The sequence below is a fragment of the Streptomyces sp. NPDC091287 genome (assembly GCF_044768525.1).
Lineage (GTDB): Bacteria > Actinomycetota > Actinomycetes > Streptomycetales > Streptomycetaceae > Streptomyces.
The window spans coordinates 353,887-373,780 of the sequence record NZ_JBIVUV010000007.1 but is presented as its reverse complement, the minus strand read 5'-3'; the positions used below and the strand labels follow the sequence as shown (position 1 = coordinate 373,780).

20 protein-coding genes are annotated in these 19,894 nt (G+C 73.5%); 7 read left to right on the top strand and 13 right to left on the bottom strand.

Annotated features, from left to right (window positions below; genetic code table 11):
• Positions 1–18: 18 nt before the first annotated feature.
• Together ACIQRW_RS14755 and ACIQRW_RS14750 are read right to left on the bottom strand one after the other, a co-directional pair.
• A complete protein-coding gene (locus ACIQRW_RS14755) occupies positions 19–708 on the bottom strand; it encodes an MBL fold metallo-hydrolase (protein WP_403759278.1) in 690 nt (229 codons plus the stop codon).
• Positions 709–817: 109 nt separating this feature from the next.
• Positions 818–2,182 carry a dipeptidase gene (locus tag ACIQRW_RS14750; protein WP_403759275.1) on the bottom strand — a complete coding sequence of 455 codons (1,365 nt, stop codon included), beginning with the start codon at positions 2,180–2,182 and terminating at the stop codon, positions 818–820.
• Positions 2,183–2,377: 195 nt separating this feature from the next.
• Here ACIQRW_RS14750 and ACIQRW_RS14745 point away from each other — a divergent pair, with 195 nt between their 5' ends.
• Entirely contained in the window at positions 2,378–3,592 is a 1,215-nt protein-coding gene (locus ACIQRW_RS14745; RefSeq protein ID WP_403759272.1) for a geranylgeranyl reductase family protein, read from the top strand.
• Between the two features lie 54 nt (positions 3,593–3,646).
• On the opposite strand, the gene ACIQRW_RS14740 is transcribed toward ACIQRW_RS14745, so the two are convergent.
• Positions 3,647–4,102, bottom strand: coding sequence for a nitroreductase/quinone reductase family protein (locus ACIQRW_RS14740; protein ID WP_403759269.1), 456 nt, complete (start codon positions 4,100–4,102; stop codon positions 3,647–3,649).
• Between the two features lie 146 nt (positions 4,103–4,248).
• Here ACIQRW_RS14740 and ACIQRW_RS14735 point away from each other — a divergent pair, with 146 nt between their 5' ends.
• The 3 genes from ACIQRW_RS14735 (at position 4,249) to ACIQRW_RS14725 (ending at position 7,019) form a co-directional block, all read left to right on the top strand.
• Positions 4,249–4,950 (top strand): TetR/AcrR family transcriptional regulator, encoded by a 702-nt coding sequence (locus tag ACIQRW_RS14735; RefSeq protein ID WP_403759266.1) that lies wholly within the window; start codon positions 4,249–4,251, stop codon positions 4,948–4,950.
• A 96-nt stretch (positions 4,951–5,046) separates the two neighbouring features.
• The gene (locus tag ACIQRW_RS14730) at positions 5,047–6,357 is read left to right on the top strand and encodes a sensor histidine kinase (protein ID WP_403759263.1); all 1,311 of its coding nucleotides are present in this window, start codon (positions 5,047–5,049) and stop codon (positions 6,355–6,357) included.
• Positions 6,354–7,019 carry a response regulator gene (locus ACIQRW_RS14725; RefSeq protein WP_403759260.1) on the top strand — a complete coding sequence of 222 codons (666 nt, stop codon included), beginning with the start codon at positions 6,354–6,356 and terminating at the stop codon, positions 7,017–7,019. Before ACIQRW_RS14730 ends, ACIQRW_RS14725 begins: the two co-directional genes overlap by 4 nt.
• A gap of 40 nt (positions 7,020–7,059) precedes the next feature.
• Here ACIQRW_RS14725 and ACIQRW_RS14720 read toward each other — a convergent pair whose 3' ends face one another.
• The 3 genes from ACIQRW_RS14720 to ACIQRW_RS14710 form a co-directional block, all read right to left on the bottom strand.
• Complete coding sequence (locus tag ACIQRW_RS14720; protein ID WP_403759257.1) at positions 7,060–7,812, bottom strand: maleylpyruvate isomerase family mycothiol-dependent enzyme; 753 nt, start codon at positions 7,810–7,812, stop codon at positions 7,060–7,062.
• 34 nt (positions 7,813–7,846) lie between these two features.
• On the bottom strand, positions 7,847–8,212 hold the full coding sequence (locus tag ACIQRW_RS14715) for an SCO4225 family membrane protein (protein WP_403759254.1): 366 nt from the start codon (positions 8,210–8,212) through the stop codon (positions 7,847–7,849).
• 123 nt (positions 8,213–8,335) lie between these two features.
• Positions 8,336–9,466, bottom strand: a complete 1,131-nt coding sequence (locus tag ACIQRW_RS14710; protein ID WP_403759457.1) for an MFS transporter — start codon at positions 9,464–9,466, stop codon at positions 8,336–8,338.
• A 239-nt stretch (positions 9,467–9,705) separates the two neighbouring features.
• Here ACIQRW_RS14710 and ACIQRW_RS14705 point away from each other — a divergent pair, with 239 nt between their 5' ends.
• Complete coding sequence (locus ACIQRW_RS14705; protein WP_403759251.1) at positions 9,706–10,920, top strand: ROK family protein; 1,215 nt, start codon at positions 9,706–9,708, stop codon at positions 10,918–10,920.
• A gap of 227 nt (positions 10,921–11,147) precedes the next feature.
• Positions 11,148–11,441 (top strand): SHOCT domain-containing protein, encoded by a 294-nt coding sequence (locus tag ACIQRW_RS14700; protein WP_403759248.1) that lies wholly within the window; start codon positions 11,148–11,150, stop codon positions 11,439–11,441.
• Positions 11,442–11,475: 34 nt separating this feature from the next.
• Here the strand turns inward: ACIQRW_RS14700 and ACIQRW_RS14695 are convergent, their stop codons facing one another.
• Both ACIQRW_RS14695 and ACIQRW_RS14690 read right to left on the bottom strand, forming a co-directional pair.
• The gene (locus ACIQRW_RS14695; protein ID WP_403759245.1) at positions 11,476–11,994 is read right to left on the bottom strand and encodes an ATP-binding protein; all 519 of its coding nucleotides are present in this window, start codon (positions 11,992–11,994) and stop codon (positions 11,476–11,478) included.
• A 257-nt stretch (positions 11,995–12,251) separates the two neighbouring features.
• Positions 12,252–12,569: a hypothetical protein gene (locus ACIQRW_RS14690; protein ID WP_026290322.1), complete on the bottom strand. Its 318-nt coding sequence runs from the start codon at positions 12,567–12,569 to the stop codon at positions 12,252–12,254.
• Positions 12,570–12,804: 235 nt separating this feature from the next.
• Between ACIQRW_RS14690 and ACIQRW_RS14685 the strand changes: the two genes are divergently transcribed.
• Positions 12,805–13,938, top strand: a complete 1,134-nt coding sequence (locus tag ACIQRW_RS14685; RefSeq protein ID WP_403759242.1) for a PLP-dependent cysteine synthase family protein — start codon at positions 12,805–12,807, stop codon at positions 13,936–13,938.
• A gap of 21 nt (positions 13,939–13,959) precedes the next feature.
• Here ACIQRW_RS14685 and ACIQRW_RS14680 read toward each other — a convergent pair whose 3' ends face one another.
• The 5 genes from ACIQRW_RS14680 to ACIQRW_RS14660 all read right to left on the bottom strand — a co-directional run bounded on the left by ACIQRW_RS14680 (position 13,960) and on the right by ACIQRW_RS14660 (position 19,761).
• Positions 13,960–14,439, bottom strand: a complete 480-nt coding sequence (locus ACIQRW_RS14680) for an SRPBCC family protein (RefSeq protein WP_403759239.1) — start codon at positions 14,437–14,439, stop codon at positions 13,960–13,962.
• 61 nt (positions 14,440–14,500) lie between these two features.
• Complete coding sequence (locus ACIQRW_RS14675; protein ID WP_403759236.1) at positions 14,501–16,102, bottom strand: SDR family oxidoreductase; 1,602 nt, start codon at positions 16,100–16,102, stop codon at positions 14,501–14,503.
• Positions 16,103–16,206: 104 nt separating this feature from the next.
• The gene (locus ACIQRW_RS14670; protein ID WP_403759233.1) at positions 16,207–18,237 is read right to left on the bottom strand and encodes a hypothetical protein; all 2,031 of its coding nucleotides are present in this window, start codon (positions 18,235–18,237) and stop codon (positions 16,207–16,209) included.
• A gap of 151 nt (positions 18,238–18,388) precedes the next feature.
• Positions 18,389–18,835 (bottom strand): SRPBCC family protein, encoded by a 447-nt coding sequence (locus ACIQRW_RS14665; RefSeq protein ID WP_403759230.1) that lies wholly within the window; start codon positions 18,833–18,835, stop codon positions 18,389–18,391.
• Positions 18,836–18,900: 65 nt separating this feature from the next.
• Positions 18,901–19,761 (bottom strand): DeoR/GlpR family DNA-binding transcription regulator, encoded by an 861-nt coding sequence (locus ACIQRW_RS14660; protein ID WP_403759227.1) that lies wholly within the window; start codon positions 19,759–19,761, stop codon positions 18,901–18,903.
• Positions 19,762–19,894: the final 133 nt, after the last annotated feature.

Here is a 19,894-nt window from a genome sequence, read left to right as displayed (position 1 = left end):
GCGGCGCCCGGGCGCCGCTCACACGCCGTTCGCCGCCGCGTCCATCGCCGCGGCCGCGTTCTCGGTGAGCGGGTCGCCGTGACCGAAGCAGACGGTTCGGGGCGCGAGCGCGGCCAGTCGCCGGAACGTGGCCGCCGCCCCGGCCCGGTCCACGTTGAACACGCCGAGCATCACCCGCCGCTCCACGGAGGCGACGGTGTCCCCGGTGAACAGCACGCCGTGGCGCGGCAGATGAAGGGCGATGGAGCCCGCCGTGTGACCGGGGGCGTGGACCACGCGTGCCCCGTCCCCGAACAGCAGCACCTCGCCGCCGGTCACCTCGCGGTCGACCCGGGTGGGCGGGGCCTCGGGGCACGTCAGCCCGTGCTCCCACAGCGGCAGTTCCCAGTCCAGCAGGTCCGGCTCCGGTACGGGGCGTTCGCCCCGTACCACCGGGGCGTCCAGCGCGTGGGCGATGATCTCGGCGCCGTGCCGGTCCGCCAGCCCCTGCGCGGCCCCGTAGTGGTCGCGGTGGCCATGGGTGATGACGATGCGCCGGATCCCGGCCGGGTCGAGGCCGAGCGTGCGGATCGCGTCCTCGACCGCGGCGGCCGAGTCGACGTCACCCGCGTCGATCAGGGTCAGCTCCGTCCCGTCGCGCCAGAGATAGGCCTGACCGATCCGGAAGCGGAACATGTGCAACTGGGGGAGTACCTCGACGAGATCCATGCGGCGAACGTACGCAGCGGCGGACGTCCGCCGCACGGATCTACGCTTCGGGCGACTTCGCCGAGGGCATAGCGGCGATCCGGGCCGCCCCGGGGGCGGCCTCAGCAGGTCAGACCTTCTTCGACTCCGCGTAGTTTCGCAGGAACAGCGCCTCGGCGACCGACATCCGCTCCAGCTCCTCGGGCGACACGCTCTCGTTCACCGCGTGGATCTGCGCCTCGGGCTCGCTCAGCCCGATCAGCAGGATCTCCGCCTCCGGGTAGAGGCCCGCCAGCGTGTTGCACAGCGGAATGGAGCCGCCCATCCCGGAGGACTGCATCTCCTGGCCCGGGTACGCGTCCCGCATCGCGTCCGCCATCGCCGTGTACGCCGGGCTGGTCATGTCCGCGCGGAACGGCTGGCCCTGGCCCACCTGTTCCACCCGCACCCGCGCACCCCAGGGGGCGCGGGACTCCAGGTGGGCGGTGAGCAGCTTCGTCGCCTCGGCGGCGTCCTGGCCCGGCGGCACCCGCAGACTGATCTGCGCCCGCGCGCTCGCCTGCACGGACGGCGTCGCGCCGACGACCGGCGGGCAGTCGATGCCGATGACGGTGACGGCGGGACGGGCCCAGATCCGGTCCGCGACCGTGCCCGTGCCGATCAGCTCCACCCCGTCCAGCACCTTGGCGTCCTGCCGGAACTCCGCCTCCGGGTACTGGAGCCCGTCCCAGTCGGCGTCGCCGGTCAGCCCGTCGACCGTGGTCGTCCCGTCCTCGGCGCGCAGCGAGGCCAGCAGCTGGATCATCGCGGCCAGCGCGTCCGGGGCCGCGCCGCCGAACTGCCCCGAGTGCAGGTTCCCCTCAAGGGTGTCCAACCGCACCCGCAGCATCGTCATCCCGCGCAGCGTCGCGGTGACCGTAGGCAGCCCGACCCGGAAGTTCCCGGTGTCGCCGATGACGATCGTGTCGGCCGCGAGCAGTTCCGGGTGCGCTTCCGCGTACCGCTCCAGACCGCCGGTGCCCTGCTCCTCGGAGCCCTCGGCGATCACCTTCACCGAGACCGGTACGCCGCCGTCCGCCTTGAGGGCGCGCAGCGCGAGCAGGTGCATGATGAACCCGCCCTTGCAGTCGGCCGCGCCCCGGCCGAACCAGCGGCCGTCGCGCTCGGTGAGCTCGAACGGCGGGGAGATCCACGCCGACTCGTCCAGCGGCGGCTGCACGTCGTAGTGCGCGTAGAGCAGCACGGTCGGAGCCCCGGCCGGACCGGGCAGGAACCCGTAGACGGACTGCGTGCCGTCAGGGGTGTCCAGCAGGGCGACGTCCGTGAACTCCTCGGCGCGCAGGGCGTCGGCGACCCAGTTCGCCGCGCCCTCGCACTCGCTCCTGGGGAACACCGCCGGGTCCGCCACCGACTGGAACGCCACCAGTTCGGCCAGCTCCTCCCGGGCGCGGGGCATCAGCGAGGCGACGGTCTCGGGAATCGGACGGGCGGTCATGGGCACGCTCCTCGTGGGTGCGACGTTATGGGTAGGGCGCGGTGTGTACGCGACCGTGTGCGACGCCGTCTGTGAGGCGACGCATGTACGACGAAATCATGGCCGATCCTCCCACAGGAGGGCTTGGCCGGAACGCGCCGTAGGATGCCGTGAGCAGCTTGGGGCCACTGGTCGGATCAGGAGCAGAAGCACATCGTGAGCAGCGAGAACGCAGACGCCGGACGTGAGCCGGAAGAGTCGTCCGTGTGGGATGTCGTCGTGGTCGGCGCCGGACCGGCCGGCGCATCGGCGGCGTACGCGGCAGCCGTGGCGGGCCGGAGAGTCCTGCTGCTGGAGAAAGCGGAACTGCCGCGCTACAAGACCTGCGGCGGGGGAATCATCGGGTTCTCGCGGGACTCCCTGCCGCCGGGGTTCGAACTGCCCCTGAAGGACCGCATCCACGCGGTCACCTTCTCGCTCAACGGCAAGCTGTCGCGCACCCGCCGCTCCCGACGCATGCTCTTCGGGCTCATCAACCGCGCGGAGTTCGACGCCGGTCTGGTCGAGGAGGCGCAGAAGGCCGGGGCCGAACTGCGCACCGGGGCGTCGGTGGTGCGGGTCGAGCAGCACGGTCCCGCCGTGCCCGACCGGCGGACGGTCGCCGTGGTGCTGGCCGACGGCGAGACGGTGCTCGCGCGGGCGGTCGTCGGCGCGGACGGCAGCGCGGGCCGGATAGGAGCCCATGTCGGGGTGAAGCTCGACCAGGTCGACCTCGGCCTGGAGGCGGAGATCCCGGTTCCGGTCACCGTCGCGGAGGACTGGGCGGGCCGGGTCCTCATCGACTGGGGACCGATGCCGGGCAGTTACGGCTGGGTGTTCCCCAAGGGGGACACCCTCACCGTGGGCGTCATCTCGGCGCGCGGCGACGGCGCGGGCACCAAGCGGTATCTGGAGGACTTCATCGCCCGCCTCGGCCTCGCCGGGTTCGAGCCGGCCGTCTCCTCGGGGCATCTCACCCGCTGCCGCAGCGACGACTCGCCGCTCTCCCGCGGCCGGGTCGTGGTCTGCGGGGACGCGGCCGGACTGCTGGAGCCGTGGACCCGTGAGGGCATCTCCTTCGCGCTGCGCTCGGGCCGGCTCGCGGGGGAGTGGGCGGTCAGGATCGCCGAGTCGCACGACGCGGTGGACGCCCGCCGTCAGGCCCTCAACTACGCCTTCGCCATCAAGGCCGGTCTCGGCGTGGAGATGAGCGTCGGCCGCCGCATGCTCAAGCTGTTCGAGCGCCGCCCGGGGATGCTGCACGCGGTGCTGACCGGCTTCCGCCCGGCGTGGAAGGCGTTCGCCGGGATCACCCGGGGAACGACGTCGCTGGCCGAGCTGGTCCGTACGCACCCGCTGGCGCAGCGGGCGCTGTCCGCGATGGATCGCTAGCGCCCCGTTCGTCGCGACCGCGCCCCCATCGCTCGTACGGCCACGGGGGCGCGGTCATGCCTCGACCGTGATGCGGAAGACCGGGTGGTCGGGGCAGGCCGCCAGCAGTTCGGCGTCCGTGGACTTCGCCGTGATCCCCTGGAAGTACTGGTTGACCTCCCAGCCCCACCGCTCCAGATAGGCCCGGATGATCCGGGCCTTCTGTGCGTCGTCGGCGATCTCCACGGCGGTGAAGCCGCTGACCTTGCGCCCCAGCCGCAGCTCTCCGCCACCCGCGACGCGCATGTTGCGCACCCACTGCGAGTGCCCCCGGGCCGAGACGATGTACCGCTCGCCCTCGAAGGCGTGCGCGTTGACCGGGATGCGCTGCAGTCGGCCGCTTTTTCGCCCGCGCACCGACAGCTCGGCCGAGCCCATCAGGCTGATGCCGTGCCGGGCCAGCCATCCGACGATTCTGTTGAAGCGGTGGGCGGCGGAGCTCGCCCGGAGGTAGTAGGCCTGCTGCGGCATGGGGACTCCCGAGGACATAGGAGAGCGGTGCTCTCGCTTGAGAGCAGTGTGCGCTGGATTGCCACTCGATGCAAGAGCACTGCTCTCATCGTTGATGCTCGCTCTCGTTTCTGGTCGGTGCTCCCCACGCGTGGCAGACTGATCGCATGAGCACCATCCGAGGGGCCAGGGAACGCGCCCGCATCGAAGTGACCGCGGCCATCAAGGACGAGGCCAGGAAGCAGCTCGCGGAGGAGGGCGCGGCGAAGCTCTCGCTGCGGGCCGTGGCCCGGGAGCTGGGCATGGTCTCCTCCGCGCTCTACCGCTACTTCCCCAGCCGCGACGACCTGCTCACCGCGCTGATCGTCGACGCGTTCGACGCGATCGGCGCGGTCGCGGAGCAGGCGGCGGGGGAGCGGGCGGGGACGGTCCCGCCCGCCGAACGCTGGATCGCGGTGGCCTGTGCCGTACGGGAGTGGGGACTCGCCCACCCCTATGAGTACGCGCTGATCTACGGTTCGCCCGTCCCCGGCTACATCGCCCCGATGGACACGGTGGGGCCCGCGTCCCGGGTGGGCCTGGTCTTCATCGACATCGTCCGTACCGCGTCCCGTACCGAGGACCTCGCCGTACCCTCCCTCGCCCCGGAGCTGCGGTCCGACGCGGAGCGGATGGCCGCCGAGTTCGCCCCGGACGTGCCTCCGGCCGCCGTGGCGGCCCTGGTCGCCGCCTGGGCCCAGCTGTTCGGCCTGATCTCCTTCGAGCTGTTCGGCCAGTTCAACCGGGTCGTCGAGGCGCGCGAGCCGCTGTTCCGGCAGGCCGTGGGCGACCTGGCCCGCTCGGTCGGCCTGCGCGCGGACTCTCCCTAGGGCCGCCTTCCCCGGCTGCGTACTCCCCACGGAGTACGGGTGATCACCACGCACGGCGGACGCCCCCGCACCCGTCCGCCGTCTAGCGTGGCCGCCATGGACGAACAGCAACCGCCGGACCGGGGCGGCGGTCACCCCTGCGGCTTCCCGGGCCGCCGGCCTCCCGGACGGCCGGACCGGCGGGGCGGCGGCCCACCGGCGTGGCTGTCCGGCGCGCGTTCCCGGACGGCCGCCGGGCTGCCCTGGGTGTCGACGGCCGCGCTGCTGGTGTTCGTCATGGTCGGCACGGGCTTCGCCGAGCACGGGCAGGACCGCCGGCCCCTGGACGTGGCCGCCCGGCTGTTGCTGTTCGTCGCGGTCGTCGTGCTGCTCTTCCGCCACCGCCGCCCCGTGGCCGCCGTGGCCACCACCTGCGCGGCGACGCTGGTCTATCTCGCGGCGGGCTATCCGTACGGGCCGGTGTTCGTCGCCGTCGCCGTCGGATGCTTCAGCGCGATCGTCGCCGGGTACCGGAAGGCCGCCTGGTGGTCGCTGGGCGGGCTGTGGGCCGGGCACGTTCTGGTCTCCCACTGGCTGTACCGGTGGCTGCCGCCGGGCGGCGACGAAGCCGCGCCCTGGACGCAGCAGGGGTTCATCACCGCGTGGGTCCTGGCCGTCGTGGCCGCCGCCGAACTGCTGCGGGTGCGCCGTGAGCAGTGGGCCGCCGCCCGTGCGGAGCGCGAGGCGGCGGAGCGGCGGCGGGCCGACGAGGAACGGTTGCGCATGGCCCGCGAGCTCCACGACGTGCTGGCCCACTCCATCTCCGTCATCAACGTGCAGGCCGGGGTCGGGCTCGCGCTCCTCGACTCCGACCCGGAACAGGCCCGGACCGCCCTCACCACGATCAAGGGGGCCAGCAAGGAGGCGCTCGACGAGGTACGTCAGGTGCTCGCCAACCTCCGGACGCCCGGCGACGCCCCCACCTCCCCGGCCCCCGGCCTGGACCGGCTTCCCGAGCTCGTCGAACAGGCGGCGTCCGCCGGGCTCACCGTCACCGTGGAGAGCGAGGGCGATGCGGCCGCCGTCCCGCCCGGCGCCGGTCTCGCCGCCTTCCGCATCGTCCAGGAGGCCCTGACCAACGTCGTCCGCCACTCCGGCTCCCGCACCGCCCTGGTGCACATCGGCTACGGCTCCGGGCGCGTCCGGCTCCGCGTCGACGACGAGGGACCCGCCACCGGGGACGACGCGGGCGGAGGCGGCAACGGACTCGTCGGGATGCGGGAGCGGGCCGCCGCCCTCGGTGGCACGATCGAGGCGGGACCCCGCCCGGACGGCGGCTTCCGGGTCCTCGCGGAACTGCCGTTCACCCCACCGGACCGCGACCGACGCCGCCGGAACCCGCCGGAGCCCTCCGAGGAGACACCGTGATCCGCGTAACGCTCGCCGACGACCAACTGCTCGTACGGGCGGGCTTCCGCGCACTGTTGGACGCGCAGCCGGACATCGAGGTCGTGGGGGAGGCCGCCGACGGCGAGGAGGCGGTCCGCCTGGTGCGTGAACTGCGCCCCGACATCGTGCTGATGGACATCCGCATGCCGCGCCTGGACGGACTGGCCGCCACCCGGCGGATCACCGGCGACCCGGACCTGAACGAGGTGAAGGTGGTCATGCTCACCACCTTCGAACTCGACGAGTACGTCTTCGAGGCCATCCGCAACGGGGCGTCGGGCTTCCTGGTCAAGGACACCGAGCCGGAGGAACTGCTGCGCGCGGTGCGGGCGGTGGTCGGCGGGGACGCGCTGCTCTCGCCCGGCGTGACGCGCCGGCTGATCGCGGAGTTCGCGGCCCGCTCCAAGGTGCCGACGGCCGCCGCCTCGCTCGCCCGGCTCACCGAACGGGAGCGGGAGGTGATGGCACTGGTCGGCATCGGCCTGTCGAACGAGGAGATCGCCCGCAGACTGGTCGTCAGCCCGCTCACCGCGAAGACCCACGTCAGCCGCACCATGGTCAAGCTCGGTGCCCGCGACCGGGCCCAACTCGTCGTCCTCGCCTACGAATCGGGGCTGGTGCGCCCCGGCTGGCTCGGCTGAGCCGAGAGGCGCACCCGGCCTCTCGGCCCGGCGGCGCCGATCAGGTGACGGCGGAGTTGTCCGTCCAGATCCGGGCCACCGAGCGGTCGCCGCGCAGGGTGACGGCGCTGAGCGGCAACCGGTTCCAGAGGGTGAGGTAGAGCCCCTCCGCCGTACCGCTCAGCTCGCAGTCGAAGCTGTCGCCCGGCTCGGTCCCGGTCTCCGACCGCACGGCCTGGGGCGGATCCTGGGAGATCCGTACCGTCCAGGTCGCCTCCGTGTCCACGGCCCGCACCCGCAGCGTCCGGGGCTTCTCGGAACGCACCTTGCTCTTGGGCCGGGCGTGGAACCCGGTGAGGAGCTCGTCGATGCCGTCGACCGCCCGGTCCGCGGACACCGGGGTCAGCGGACCGCCGAGCGCCGACTCGGCGTCCACGCGGTGCACGGTCGTCTCGTTGAGCTGGCGGCGGGACCAGAACGCCAGGGGCGAGGGGGCCGGCATGAAGGTCCAGCAGTCCAGGTCGGCGGGGGCTTCCTCCAGGGACCTGACCAGATGGCGGTGCCCCTCGCGGAACCAGTCCAGGAGTTCGGTGCCGTCGAGGGCGGGTTCGCCGCCGTCCGGCCGGTAGGTGGTGTGGCCCTCCGTGATGAACGCCGCCGCCCAGCGGTGCACCATGCCGGTGTGCCGCAGGAGATGACGTATCTGCCAGCCGGGACAGGTCGGTACCGATGCTCCCGATCCGGCCCGCTCGGCGGCGGCCGCGAGCAGCCGCCCTTCCTCGGACAACGACGCGATGTGCTCGGCGATCTGCATGGCGGCGATTGTGCCAGGCCCCCCTGTTCGGCCCTCAGACGCCCTGCGGGTGCGCGGAACCGGCCGACCCGGCCCGGCGCACCAGGCGGACGAACCAGCCCAGGGCCAGCGACTGGACGAGGACCGAGACCACCAGGCCGAGCACCAGGAACCACGCGGGCCCGCCGGCCTCGGCGCCCGCCAGGGAGCCGCCGAGGAAGAACAGGAAGATGGTCGGGGCCGCGAGGAGGAACAGCCAGACGCCGGAGAACGAGGCGTCCTCGTGGGCGACGAACAGGGTGTCCGCGGCGACGAACAGCGTCGCCGCGAGCACCAGCCCGAGGTAGATCAGGGAAGCGGGGTTGCGGAAGGTCAGCCGGACCAGGGTGTTCAGGTGCGGGTGGTCGGTCAGGCGCTTCATGGTGTGCTCCCCCGCTGCTGCTGCTGCTCGCTCTGCATCCTGCTCGGTCGAGGCTTCCATCGTGCGCCGGGGGAGCGGGTCCTGTTTGAGTACGGCTACTCAATCGACCAGGTGTGCGGGTGATCAGGTGTGCGCGTCCGTCGTCGCGTTGCGCGCTCCGTAGCCCAGGGCGGCCGCCGCCGCGGCCAGCAGGGCGACCGTCGTCAGGGCCAGCGGCAGCGAGAACCAGTCGGCGAGGAAGCCGATCGCGGGCGGGCCGAGCAGCATCCCGCCGTAGCCGAGCGTCGACGCCGCGGCGACTCCGCTCGGTCCCGCGAGTTCGCCCGCACGCCCCACCGCGACGGGGAAGATGTTGGCGAGCCCGAGGCCGGTGACCGCGAACCCGGCCAGCGCCAGCCAGGTGGTCGGCGCCAGAGAGCCCAGCAGCATTCCGGCCGAGGCCGTCGCGCCGCCGAGGACGAGGGTGCGGGTCTGGCCGAGCCGTTCCAGGAGCATGGTCCCGGTCAGCCGGCCCGCCGTCATCGTCAGGGCGAACAGCGCGTAGCCGGCGGCGGCGAGCCCGGGGTGCGCGCCCAGGTCCTGTTCCAGGTGCAGCGCGCCCCAGTCGGCGAGGGCCCCTTCCCCGTACGCCGTGCACAGGGCGATCACGCCGAAGAGCACGACGACACGGCGGGCCCGGGGCGACAGCCGCTGCTTCGGCGCTCTCCGGTCGACGGGCTGCGGAGCGGCGGGGGTCGGACGGTGGCGCAGCAGGGCCGGTCCGGCGAAGGCGGTGACGAGCAGACCGGTCCCGGCCAGCAGGAAGAGGTGCGTGGAGGCGGCCAGGCCCCCCGCGACCAGCCCGCCGAGCCCGGCGCCGACCATGCCGCCCAGGCTGAACGCCGCGTGGAAGCTCGGCATCACGGGCCGGCGCAGTTCGGCGACCAGGTCGACGGCGGCGCTGTTCATCGCCACGTTCATCCCGCCGTACGCCGCTCCGAACACCAGCAGCACGAGGCCGAGGGAGAGCGCCGAGTGGGTCTGGGCGGGCAGGGCGATGCTCAGGGGAAGCAGGACGCCGCAGACCACGGTGACGGCATGGCTGCCGTAACGGCGGCACAGCCGGCCGGTGAGCATCATGGTGATGACCGCCCCGGCGGAGACGCCGAGCAGGGCGAGGCCGAGGGTGGAGGCGGAGGCTCCGGTCTGCTGCTTGATGGCCGGGATACGGACCACCCAGCCGGCGAAGAGGAACCCGTCGAGGGCGAAGAACACGGTCAGCGCGGTACGGAGGCGGGCCGACGAGGGTGGGGCGGTGTCTCCGCCAGGTCCCCCCGGAAGGGCCGTCCGCAGTTTGTTTAGTTGCGGCACAAACTCAGCATAGGGGCGCTCCGGCGACGGGCGCAACACCGCCGCACGCCTTACGTCGCGGGGGCCCGGCCGTGGCCGGGACGGGATCCCCGGGCAGGCCCTGGGCGTCCGGGGCGCCTTCGGATCATGGGAGACTCGCCCCCATGAACGGCAAGGCGACCACCACCCGGACGAAGTTGGAGAGGGGCCGCAGTGCGCTCGGGCCCGCCCTGGAACTGGTCCACACCGGACGCGCCCCCACCCGGGCCGTGCTCACCTCCGAACTCGGCGTCACCCGCGCCACCGCCGGGGCGGTCGCCGCGGAACTGGAGGCACTCGGGCTGATCCGGGTCGACTCCAGCCCCGGGTCGGCGGCCGGATCCCAGGGCCGACCCTCGCACCGGCTGTCCGTCCTGGAGACCGGCCCCGTCGTCCTCGCCGCCCAGGTGCACGCCGACGGCTTCCGGGCCGCGCTCGTCGGGCTCGGCGGCCGGATCGTCGCCACCTCGCCGGGCTGCGTCGCGGTGATGGCCGACCCCGCACAGGTGCTCGGCGAGGTCGTGGAAGCGGGGGCGGGGCTGCTGCGCGAGAGCGGGCTGCGCTGCGTCGGAGCCGGGCTCGCGGTGCCCTCCGCGGTCGCCGAGCCGGAGGGCACCGCCCTCAATCCGCTGCACATCGCCTGGCCCGCGGGCTCCCCGGTCCGCGACATCTTCGCCGCCTGCGTACGCGAAGCGGGCATCACCGGACCCGCGTTCACCGGCAACGACGTCAACCTCACCGCGCTGGCCGAGCACCGGCACGGCGCGGGCCGCGGCGCCCAGCACCTCCTGTGCGTGGCCACCGGCCACCGGGGCGTCGGCGGGGCCCTCGTCCTCGACGGCCGCCTCCACAGCGGGAGTTCGGGTCTCGCGCTGGAGGTCGGGCATCTCACCGTGAACCCCGAGGGGCGGCCCTGCCACTGCGGCGGGCGCGGCTGCCTCGACGTGGAGACCGACCCGCTGGCCTTCCTCACCACCGCCCGCCGCGAACCGGGTCCCGAGGAGTCCCTCCTCAAGCAGGCCGGAAACCTGCTCCGTACGGAGTACGGCGACCCTGCCGTACGGCACGCCGCCGAAGCGCTGATCGACCGCCTGGGCCTGGGGCTGGCCGGACTGGTCAACATCCTCAACCCGGACCGGATCATCCTCGGCGGGCTCCACCGCGACCTGCTGGAGGCGGACCCGGAGCGGCTGCGCGCCGTCGTCGCCGACCGGAGCCTGTGGGGGCGCAGCGGCAGCGTGCCGATCCTGCCGTGCACCCTGGCCCACAACAGCCTGGTGGGCGCCGCCGAACTGGCCTGGCAGCCGGTCCTCGACGACCCGCTCGCGGCGTTGGTCTGACGCCCGCAGGTCCCCGCCGTCGGCGCACCGTTCACCGCTGCCGCTGCCGCTGCCGCTGCCATCCCGGCCTGCTGCTGGAGGCCGGGCGCGGCACGGGCTCCGGCTGCTCCCGAGGGAGTACGCGTACGGCCGCCGGGGGGACGACGCCCCGGAGCACCGTGCTCGGGCAGGCTCGAAAGTGACCGGAAAGGCACCGTGCCCTTCCGTGAACGAGGGAGCTGACCGAGATGAACACCCTGGCGCACTCCGGCGGACCCGGTCCCTGGGTCCTGCTCTTCCCGCTCGTATGGGCGGCGGTCGTCATCGGGATCGTCACCCTGCTGCGCCGCACCGTGTGGCGCGGACGCCGAGGCCCGTGGGCGGCCGACCGTGCTGCGCGGGGCGGCCCCGGCGCATCCTCACCGATCGCGCTGCTCGGCCGCCGCTTCGCCGCGGGGGAGATCGACGAGGACGAGTACTGGCGCCGGATGTCGGTGCTGGACGAACAGTTCGGCCCGGCCGCGGGCGGCGGCAGGGCGTGACCTTTTTCCGCCCCGCCCCGCCCGGTTAGCCCGGTCAGCCGACGACGGCCGACCGGGCGGGCACGGCCACGATGTTGTCGGGGGTGATGGTCACGGCCCCGAACGGTCCGTCGGTCATCGACCCGTAGACCGCGAGCGGTGGCAGGGTCGAGGCGCCGGTGGCCGCGGGCAGGGTGAACCAGACGGCCTTCCCGGCCGAGCCGATCGGCCGCACGCCCCAGCTCTCGCTGACGGCGGCGATCAGGGCCAGACCCCGGCCCGACGTGGCGAACGAGTCCGCCTCGTTCACCGTGGGCAGGCGCGGATCGTGGTCGTGGACGGAGACCGTCAGACGGTCGAGCAGCAGCTCGATGTCGACGGTGCATGACTTGTCCGGCTGTGCGTGCCGGTGAACATTGGTGAGAAGCTCGGTGACGCCCAGGGCCGCCTGGTCGATCAGAGGATCGAGATGCCAGTAGCGCAGTTGCGCCGAAATGATTCTGCGGACCTGACCGATCCGCGACGGCAGGGCCTGGAGCTCCACCGTGCAGTGCCTGCTTGGCTCGCTGATCACGGCTGCGACTCCCCGAAATAGGTCCGGAAGAAGAGAAGAGAAACGAACGGAGCCGGCGGACGACTGACTGCCGAACCCGCTCTGCTCTTGTCGTGTCTGCTCGTGTCGCGCGATCCGATCCGTGGAGCGGATCACTCTGTCACCGAGGGTGCACCTTCAGTGACATGGGACCAGCGTGGCCCAGGGGATACGGCTCCGCAACTCGCGGCGGAGCCCGGCGGCCGGCGAACCGGCCCGCCGGGCCCGTGCCGGCCCGGTCAGTCCCGGCGGCCGCGCGCGTGGCGCAGAGCCTCCAGGAAGCGCCGCAGTGGAGCCGCCCCGTCGCGTCTGCGGCTGCGCTGCCCCATCGTCAACCGGTAGCGCACCCCGTTCACCCGGGCGATGACGGAATCCGCCGCGATGAACCACCATTTGCGGGCGCTGACCGAGCCCACCGGGGCGCTGTCGATCTCCCGCCCGTTGCTCGTGAGCAGCGACAGCCGCCCGTCCTTCACCACCACCTGACCAGCCCTGGTCAGGGACCTGGTGAACCGCTCGATCCTGACCCCCGAAGCACTGAACTCGACGTCCGTCATGGCGGATTCGCCCCCCTTCGACACCACTCCCTGCTGTGCAGTGTGCCCCGGCGCGGGCCGGACCGCCAGAGGGCCCGGAAACACGACGGGCCCCCACCCGCACCGCCCGTCGCCGCCGCCCCCGCAGGCGGTGGTCAAAGGCAGCGCTATGGACCATCAAAGTGACCGTTTGCGCAGGTGAGGTGCATATCGTGGGGGCGCGAGCATCGGATCGACGACCAACAGGAGCAGGCCCATGGACACCAGTGAGCACGCAGCCGGGCACGGGGCCAGGGCGACCGTGGACGTCGACCGCAGCGACCCGGAGTACCGGGCCTGGCTGAAGGAGGCCGTCCGCAAGGTCCAGGCCGACGCGAACCGTTCCGCCGACACCCACCTGCTGCGCTTCCCGCTGCCCGAGGCGTGGGGCATCGACCTCTACCTCAAGGACGAGTCGACGCACCCCACCGGCAGCCTCAAGCACCGCCTCGCCCGCTCGCTCTTCCTGTACGGGCTCTGCAACGGCTGGATCCGGCCCGACAAGCCGGTCATCGAGGCGTCCAGCGGCTCGACGGCCGTGTCGGAGGCGTACTTCGCCAAACTGATCGGCGTCCCCTTCATCGCCGTGATGCCGCGCACCACCAGCCCGGAGAAGACCCGGCTCATCGAATTCCACGGCGGGCGGTGCCACTTCGTGGACGACTCGCGCACCATGTACGAACAGTCCGCGGCCCTCGCCGCCGAGACCGGCGGGCACTACATGGACCAGTTCACCTACGCGGAGCGCGCCACCGACTGGCGCGGCAACAACAACATCGCGGAGTCGATCTACCAGCAGCTGCGCCTGGAGCGCTACCCGGAGCCCGCCTGGATCGTCGCCACCGCCGGGACCGGTGGCACCTCGGCGACCATCGCCCGCTACGTCCACTACCTCCAGCACGACACCCGCATCTGTGTGCCCGACCCGGAGAACTCCTGTTTCTTCGACGGCTGGACCAACCACGACCCGCTCGCCACCAGCGACTGCGGCTCGCGCATCGAGGGCATCGGCCGCCCGCGTATGGAGCCCAGCTTCGTGCCCGGCGCCATCGACCGCATGATGAAGGTGCCCGACGCCGCCAGCGTCGCCGCCGTCCGCGCCCTGGAGCGCGCCATCGGCCGGAAGGCGGGCGGGTCGACGGGCACCGGACTGTGGAGCGCGTTCAAACTGATCGCCGAGATGGTGGGGCAGGGTGAGCGCGGGAGCGTCGTCACGCTGCTGTGCGACCCGGGTGACCGCTACCTGGACAAGTACTACTCCGACTCGTGGCTGGAGGAACAGGGCCTGGACATCGCCCCGTACACCGCCGCCATCGATGACTTCCTCACCACCGGAACCTGGCCCTGCTGAGGCCGGCCCCGGCCGCGCAGCTCAGGGCGCCGTCGTCGCCAGCCGCGCGTCCAGGCGGCGCACGGCGTCCCGGAAGGACCGGCCCACCCCCGCCCGCCCGAGGCTCAGCACCAGACGGAACAGCCCCGTTCCGTCGGCGGCGAAGGTCCACTGCACCCGGGTGCCGGACCCCTCCGGAGTGAGCCGCCACTCCTCCAACAGGGCCCGGAGCCCCGGTGCGTTGGACTCGTCGGCCCGGTAGGCGTAGCACGTGTCCGGTTCGGCGGCCACGATCGTCTCGCGGAACCGGACCCCGCCCCGCAGCCGCACCTCGCGGCCCGCCCCCTCACGGGTGGGCGTTGCCAGGGTGACGGCGGTGAACCAGGACGGCCAGGACGCGACATCCTCGGCGAGCGCGCGGTACACCACGCCCACCGGCGCGGACACCTCGGCGGCGAACACCAGACGAATCGGCGCGGAATCGACGAACTCCCGCCCCACCGTACGGAGTAGGCGTGCCATCGCGTGCACCTCCCGGCGGTCTGCGGCGTGTTGGGCCGGGCACACCCTAGCGGCAGGACCGTCAGCTGTCTGTACCACTGTCGGCCATCGACGCACGCCGTTCCTCCTCGGCCGCGGCCGCCTCGGCGATGTTGCGAGCCATCCCGCCGAACACCACCGAATGGAAGGGCCACACGCTCCACCAGTACGCGTGGCCGAACAGCCCGCGCGGATGGAACAGGGCGCGCTGCCCGTACACCGTCCGGCCCCGGTCGTCGCGGCGCACCGACAGCTCCAGCCAGGCCAGGCCCGGCACCCGCATCTCGGCCCGCAGTCGCAGCAGTTCGCCCGGCAGGATCTCCTCCACCCGCCAGAAGTCCAGCGAGTCGCCCACCCGCAGCCGCTGGGCGTCCCGGCGGCCGCGCCGCAGCCCCACCCCGCCGACGAGCCGGTCGAGCCAGCCGCGTACCGCCCAGGCCAGGGGGAAGGAGTACCAGCCGTTCTCCCCGCCGATGCCCTCGATCACCCGCCACAGTGCCTCGGGCCCGACCGGCACGGCCATCTCCCGCTCGTCGCGGTAGAGGCTGCCGCCCGCCCAGTCGGGGTCGGTGGGCAGCGGGTCGCTCGGCGCGCCGGGCACCGAGGCGTTGGACCAGCGGGTGTCGACCCGCGCCTCCTGGATCCGCTTCAGGGCCAGGCGCAACGCCCGGTCGAAGCCGATGGGCCCGTCCGGCGGATCGGGGACGTACTCCTTGATGTCGTGCTCCCGGCACACCACCTCGTGACGCAGCGATTCCGTGAGCGGCCGGGCGATGGAGCTGGGCACCGGGGTGACCAGACCGACCCAGCGGCTGGAGAGCGTCGGGGTGAGCACCGGCACCGGCAGGATCAGCCGTCGCCGCAGCCCCGCCACCCGGGCGTAGCGCTGCATCATGTCCCGGTACGTCATGACGTCCGGGCCCCCGATGTCGAAGGCCCGGTTCACCTCCTCGGGCAGCTTCGCGCTCCCCACCAGATACCTGACGACATCCCGTACGGCCACCGGCTGGATCCGGGTCCGCACCCAGCTCGGGGTGATCATCAGCGGCAACCGCTCGGTGAGATACCGCAGCATCTCGAACGAGGCGGACCCCGAGCCGATCACGATCGCCGCGCGCAGCACCGCCGTCGGCACCCCGGAGTCCAGCAGGATGTGCCCCACCTCGGCCCGCGAGCGCAGATGCGGCGACAGGTTCTTCTCCGGCACCCCGGCCGGCGTGAGCCCACCCAGGTACACGATCCGGCGCACCCCGGCCGCCCGCGCCTGTTCGCCGAAGGTCCGGGCCGCCCTGCGGTCGGTCTCCTCGAAGTCCGAACCGGAACCGAGCGCGTGCACCAGGTAGTACGCCACATCGACGCCCCGCATCGCCTCCGCCAGGGACGCGGCGTCGGTCACATCGCCGCGCACCACCTCGACCCGGTCCGCCCAGGAGTAGTCGCGCAGCTTCTGCGGCGTTCTGGCGAGGGCGCGCACCCGGTGCCCCGCATCGAGCAGGGCGGGCACCAGCCGGCCGCCGATGTAACCGGTCGCCCCGGTCACCAGAGCGCGCGGACGCGCGCTCTCGGGGCCGCCGGGGCCGTCCGGGCCATCGGAGGGATTCAGGTCGCCGGAGCCGCCGTCAGAGGCGTCGTCAAGATCCGTCACCTGTCCGAGTCTGGCACCGGACGGCCGGTACGACCGGTCGGGGGGCTCCGTACGGCGGCATCGACGCCATCGGTACGGCGACGGCCCCCGGCCCTCGCACCCGCTCAGCGCACCGCCGCCAGCGTTTCGCCCCCGCGCAGCGACGCCGTCAGCTCGACATCGGCGTCACGGGGCGCCCGCACCGCGAACGTCGGCCCGCCCGCCGCTCCCCGCACCGCCCCGGTCGCCTCGATCCGGGTCACCGCCCGGCTTCCCGCCGCCAGGACGTACCACCGGCCGGAGGCCGCCTTCCAGTGGGTGCCCGCCAGGACGTGCTGCCCGAACCTGCTGCACAGGGCCGTGTCGTCGCGGTCGGCGACCACCGCGGCCGGGTCCGTGGGCGAGGCCGCGGGGCCGAGGAACTGCACCAGCACCCGGCCGGGGCCCCGCCAGGTGTCGGCCCGGGTGCACAGCCAGCCGGCCGAAGCCCCGCCCTCGGGCAGCTTCTGCTCGGCGAAGGCCCAGTTGTTGACCGCCCGCACACCGGAACCCGACAGGGTCCGCAGGGAACACGCCGTACGCGCCCAGGCGAGCAGCGCATCGGCGCCCGTCGCCTCGCGCGGCTGCCGGGCCGGGGCGCCCCGGCCGGGCTTCGGGGTGTACGTCAGATGCGCCGGAGCCAGGTCGCCCAGATCCGTCACCAGGAAGGCGTGCTTCTCCACGATCCGTCCGGATGAACGCAGTTGGAGCACCGGCCAGGAGTCGCACGCGCCGCCCGCGGCGGGCCGGGGCACCGGGGCGGTGACCCCGTCCCGCCCGACCTCCAGCGGCTGCCCGGGGGTGTTCGGCGCGAGCAGGTCCCGGGTGGTGGACCCGGCGATCCAGGGGGCGAGCAGGAACCGCGCGCTGTCGCCCGTACGGCTGACGACGACGGCCGCGCCCGTCGTCACGTCCGCGTCGTCGGTCCGCGCGAAGTCGAGCGCCGCTCCGCCGGACCCGGACAACGGCTCCGCGTACCTCACCACCCGGACCCCGCCGTCGTGGAACAGCACCACGGCCGCCCCGTCCACCTCACCCGCGAACAGCAGCCGGGGCGGCTGCGCGGGCGGGAGCGCGACCGTGCCCGGCGTGGTGGACACCCGGACCGTGCCCGGCGGACGGGACCAGGTCCGCAGCGCCCGGCCCAGCAGCTCGCCGTCGCCCGTGCGCCCGCCCCGGGCGGGCCAGGCGGTGAAGTCGACGCGCGAGGTGTCCGCCCACCGCTCCGACGACGTCCGCAGCAGCCCTGCCGGATCGAGCGCCGGGGCCGCGGCGCCGGCCGGGTTCCGGTCGTCGCCCGTGGGCCGCGTCCCCGCGTCGACGGCGAACGTCAGGCCTCCCGCCACCGCGCACAGCGCCGCGGCCACCGCCACCGCCCGCACCCGGTGCCTGCGCCGCAGCAGGTCGCTCGGGCGGGTCTGGACCGTGCACGGGTCGAACTCGCCGGACCTGAGCATCGCCTGCGCAAGGGCCCGGTCCGGCCTCCCCAGCCGGGCCGCCCGGCGCACCGCGTCCGCCGGATCCGCCACCGCCGCTCCGGCCAGCAGCTCCCGCGCGCCGGACTCGTCGAGCCCCTCCAGCAGCTGCAGGGCGAACGCCGCCCGGACCGCCCCGGGCACCTTGGACAGGGCCCGGTCCAGGGCCAGTTCATCGACACCGCCCGCCCGGGGGAAGAGCCGCAGCCCCCAGACCACCGGCACGGCCGGACGCAGCGCGGCCGGAGCCGGGAGCCTTCCGGGCCACCAGGGGGGCCGCCGCTCGTGGGCCAGCGCCGCTCGCAGCACCCGCAGCCGCATCCACCCGTACGCGGCGCCCGAGGGGCCCTGTTCCGGCCCGACGTCCTCCGGCGCGGGCTCCGTGTCCTCCGGAGCGTCCGACCGGCGGGACTGGGCGGGTACGCGCGGGTTCCGCACGCGGCTCCCGGCGGCGGGCAGGGCCCGCTGGACGACGGCGTGCGCCGCCAGGACCCGGCGGTGCCGCCCGAGCGCCGGCGGCAGGACGACGTAGGCCAGCCGCACCAGGCGGGGATAGTGCTCCACGAGGGCGGCCTCGGCCTGCTGCACGCCCGTGCGGTCGGGGTGTGCGTCGGTCCGCTGCTGCGGTTGATGGATCGGCATGAAATGGGTGCCTTCCGGGGCCGTGGCGGGGATGTCATACCGACAAACGAGTCAATCGTGTGACGGTCACATCACCCGTACCGAATCGGCCACCCGGTCGTTGGCGATCTTCGCGGAGAAGCCGAGGTCCGCCTGCTCCGGCCAGGCGGTCCTACCGGTCGCCGGGGGAGGCGAGCAGGGCGTCCAGGACCTTGCCGAACATCCGCCGTCCGGTGGAGGCGAGCAGCGGATCACCCCACCGGGGCACCAGCCGCACCCGCAGTTCCTCGACCCAGACCACATGGGAACCGGAATCCGTGGGAAGCACGTCGATCGAGGCCCGGCCCAGCACCACGGCCCCCCGCTTCTCCAGTCGGCAGACCCCGGCCCGGCCCCCGGCGGGCGGCGTCCACCGCACCACTTCCATCGGATCGTCGAACGCCAGTGGGCCCAGCCCCGTACGCGCCACGAAGACCGTCCCGAGCTGCGTGGGCAGTCCGGTCGGGACCGAGATCGCGGTCAACGGCACCTGCGCGCCGTGCCGTTCCCAGTCGGTCACCCGGCGCCAGGCCTCGGCTGCGGGGAGAGGGGAGAAGCGCTCGATCCGGAAGACGGCCACACCACGATCCTATGGGGTGTCCGGCGGACCCGCGCCGAGCCGAACGGAATCCGGGGCGCCCCGCCTCAGCCCTCGGTGGCGGGCGAAGCGTCGGCGGCCCCGGCGGGAGGGTCGCCCGCCACCAGCAGACCCGGCAGATGTTCTTCGATCTCCGCGCGCGTCCGTGGAGCCAGACCGGCGTCCGTGACGAACGTGTCGACCTCCTCCAGCGCCGCGAAGGAACTCAGGCCCACCGTGCCCCACTTGGTGTGATCGGCCACGACCACGATCCGGCGCGCCGCCCGGACGAAACGGCGGTTGGTCTCCGCCTCCGCGAGGTTGGGCGTCGAGAGCCCGGCCTCGGCCGAGATCCCGTGCACGCCGAGGAACAGCACATCGAAGTGGAGGGAGCCGATGGCCCGGTCAGCGACCGGCCCGACCAACGAGTCCGAGGGAGTGCGCACCCCGCCCGTCAGCACCACCGTCGCCGCCCCGGGCCGCGCGCCGCGCCCCCCGGCCGGACGCTGCGCGTCGTGGAACACGTCGGCCACCCGCACCGAGTTGGTCACCACCGTCAGATCCGGCACGTCCAGCAGATGCCGGGCCAGCGCGAAGGTCGTCGTCCCGCCCGAGAGCGCGATCGCGCTGCCGGGCACCGCCAGCGCCGCCGCCGCCCGCGCGATGTCCTCCTTGGCGCTCAGCTCCAGCGCCGACTTCGCCTCGAACCCGGGCTCGTGCGTACTCGCCTCGACGACCGGGACCGCGCCGCCGTGGACCTTCTCGATCACGCCCTGGCGGTCCAGCGCGTCCAGGTCCCGGCGGATCGTCATGTCGGAGACGTTCAGCTTGCGGGTCAGCTCGTTGACCCGGACCCCACCACGCCTGCGCACCTCGTCGAGGATCAGCGCACGTCGCTGCTCCGCGAGCAGGTTCTGATTCTCGCTCAACGCCGGGTCCGGTCCTTCCCTCTGCCGTACGGTCCGCAGCGGTCTGCGCGACACGCTCATCCTGCCACGCAGGCATGTCCGGCGTATCACCTGGGGAGATTCCGTGAGACCGCTTCACGCACCCGCCCCGCGC

What these genes read in the sequence shown, in the direction of transcription:
- ACIQRW_RS14715 (WP_403759254.1), bottom strand. Translation starts at nt 8,212, where the DNA reads ATGAAGCGCCTGACCGACCACCCGCACCTGAACACCCTGGTCCGGCTG.
- ACIQRW_RS14720 (WP_403759257.1), bottom strand. Translation starts at nt 7,812, where the DNA reads ATGCAGATCGCCGAGCACATCGCGTCGTTGTCCGAGGAAGGGCGGCTG.
- ACIQRW_RS14735 (WP_403759266.1), top strand. Translation starts at nt 4,249, where the DNA reads ATGAGCACCATCCGAGGGGCCAGGGAACGCGCCCGCATCGAAGTGACC.
- ACIQRW_RS14690 (WP_026290322.1), bottom strand. Translation starts at nt 12,569, where the DNA reads ATGACGGACGTCGAGTTCAGTGCTTCGGGGGTCAGGATCGAGCGGTTC.
- ACIQRW_RS14740 (WP_403759269.1), bottom strand. Translation starts at nt 4,102, where the DNA reads ATGCCGCAGCAGGCCTACTACCTCCGGGCGAGCTCCGCCGCCCACCGC.
- ACIQRW_RS14705 (WP_403759251.1), top strand. Translation starts at nt 9,706, where the DNA reads ATGAACGGCAAGGCGACCACCACCCGGACGAAGTTGGAGAGGGGCCGC.
- ACIQRW_RS14685 (WP_403759242.1), top strand. Translation starts at nt 12,805, where the DNA reads ATGGACACCAGTGAGCACGCAGCCGGGCACGGGGCCAGGGCGACCGTG.
- ACIQRW_RS14700 (WP_403759248.1), top strand. Translation starts at nt 11,148, where the DNA reads ATGAACACCCTGGCGCACTCCGGCGGACCCGGTCCCTGGGTCCTGCTC.
- ACIQRW_RS14750 (WP_403759275.1), bottom strand. Translation starts at nt 2,182, where the DNA reads ATGACCGCCCGTCCGATTCCCGAGACCGTCGCCTCGCTGATGCCCCGC.
- ACIQRW_RS14730 (WP_403759263.1), top strand. Translation starts at nt 5,047, where the DNA reads ATGGACGAACAGCAACCGCCGGACCGGGGCGGCGGTCACCCCTGCGGC.
- ACIQRW_RS14670 (WP_403759233.1), bottom strand. Translation starts at nt 18,237, where the DNA reads ATGCCGATCCATCAACCGCAGCAGCGGACCGACGCACACCCCGACCGC.
- ACIQRW_RS14755 (WP_403759278.1), bottom strand. Translation starts at nt 708, where the DNA reads ATGGATCTCGTCGAGGTACTCCCCCAGTTGCACATGTTCCGCTTCCGG.
- ACIQRW_RS14680 (WP_403759239.1), bottom strand. Translation starts at nt 14,439, where the DNA reads ATGGCACGCCTACTCCGTACGGTGGGGCGGGAGTTCGTCGATTCCGCG.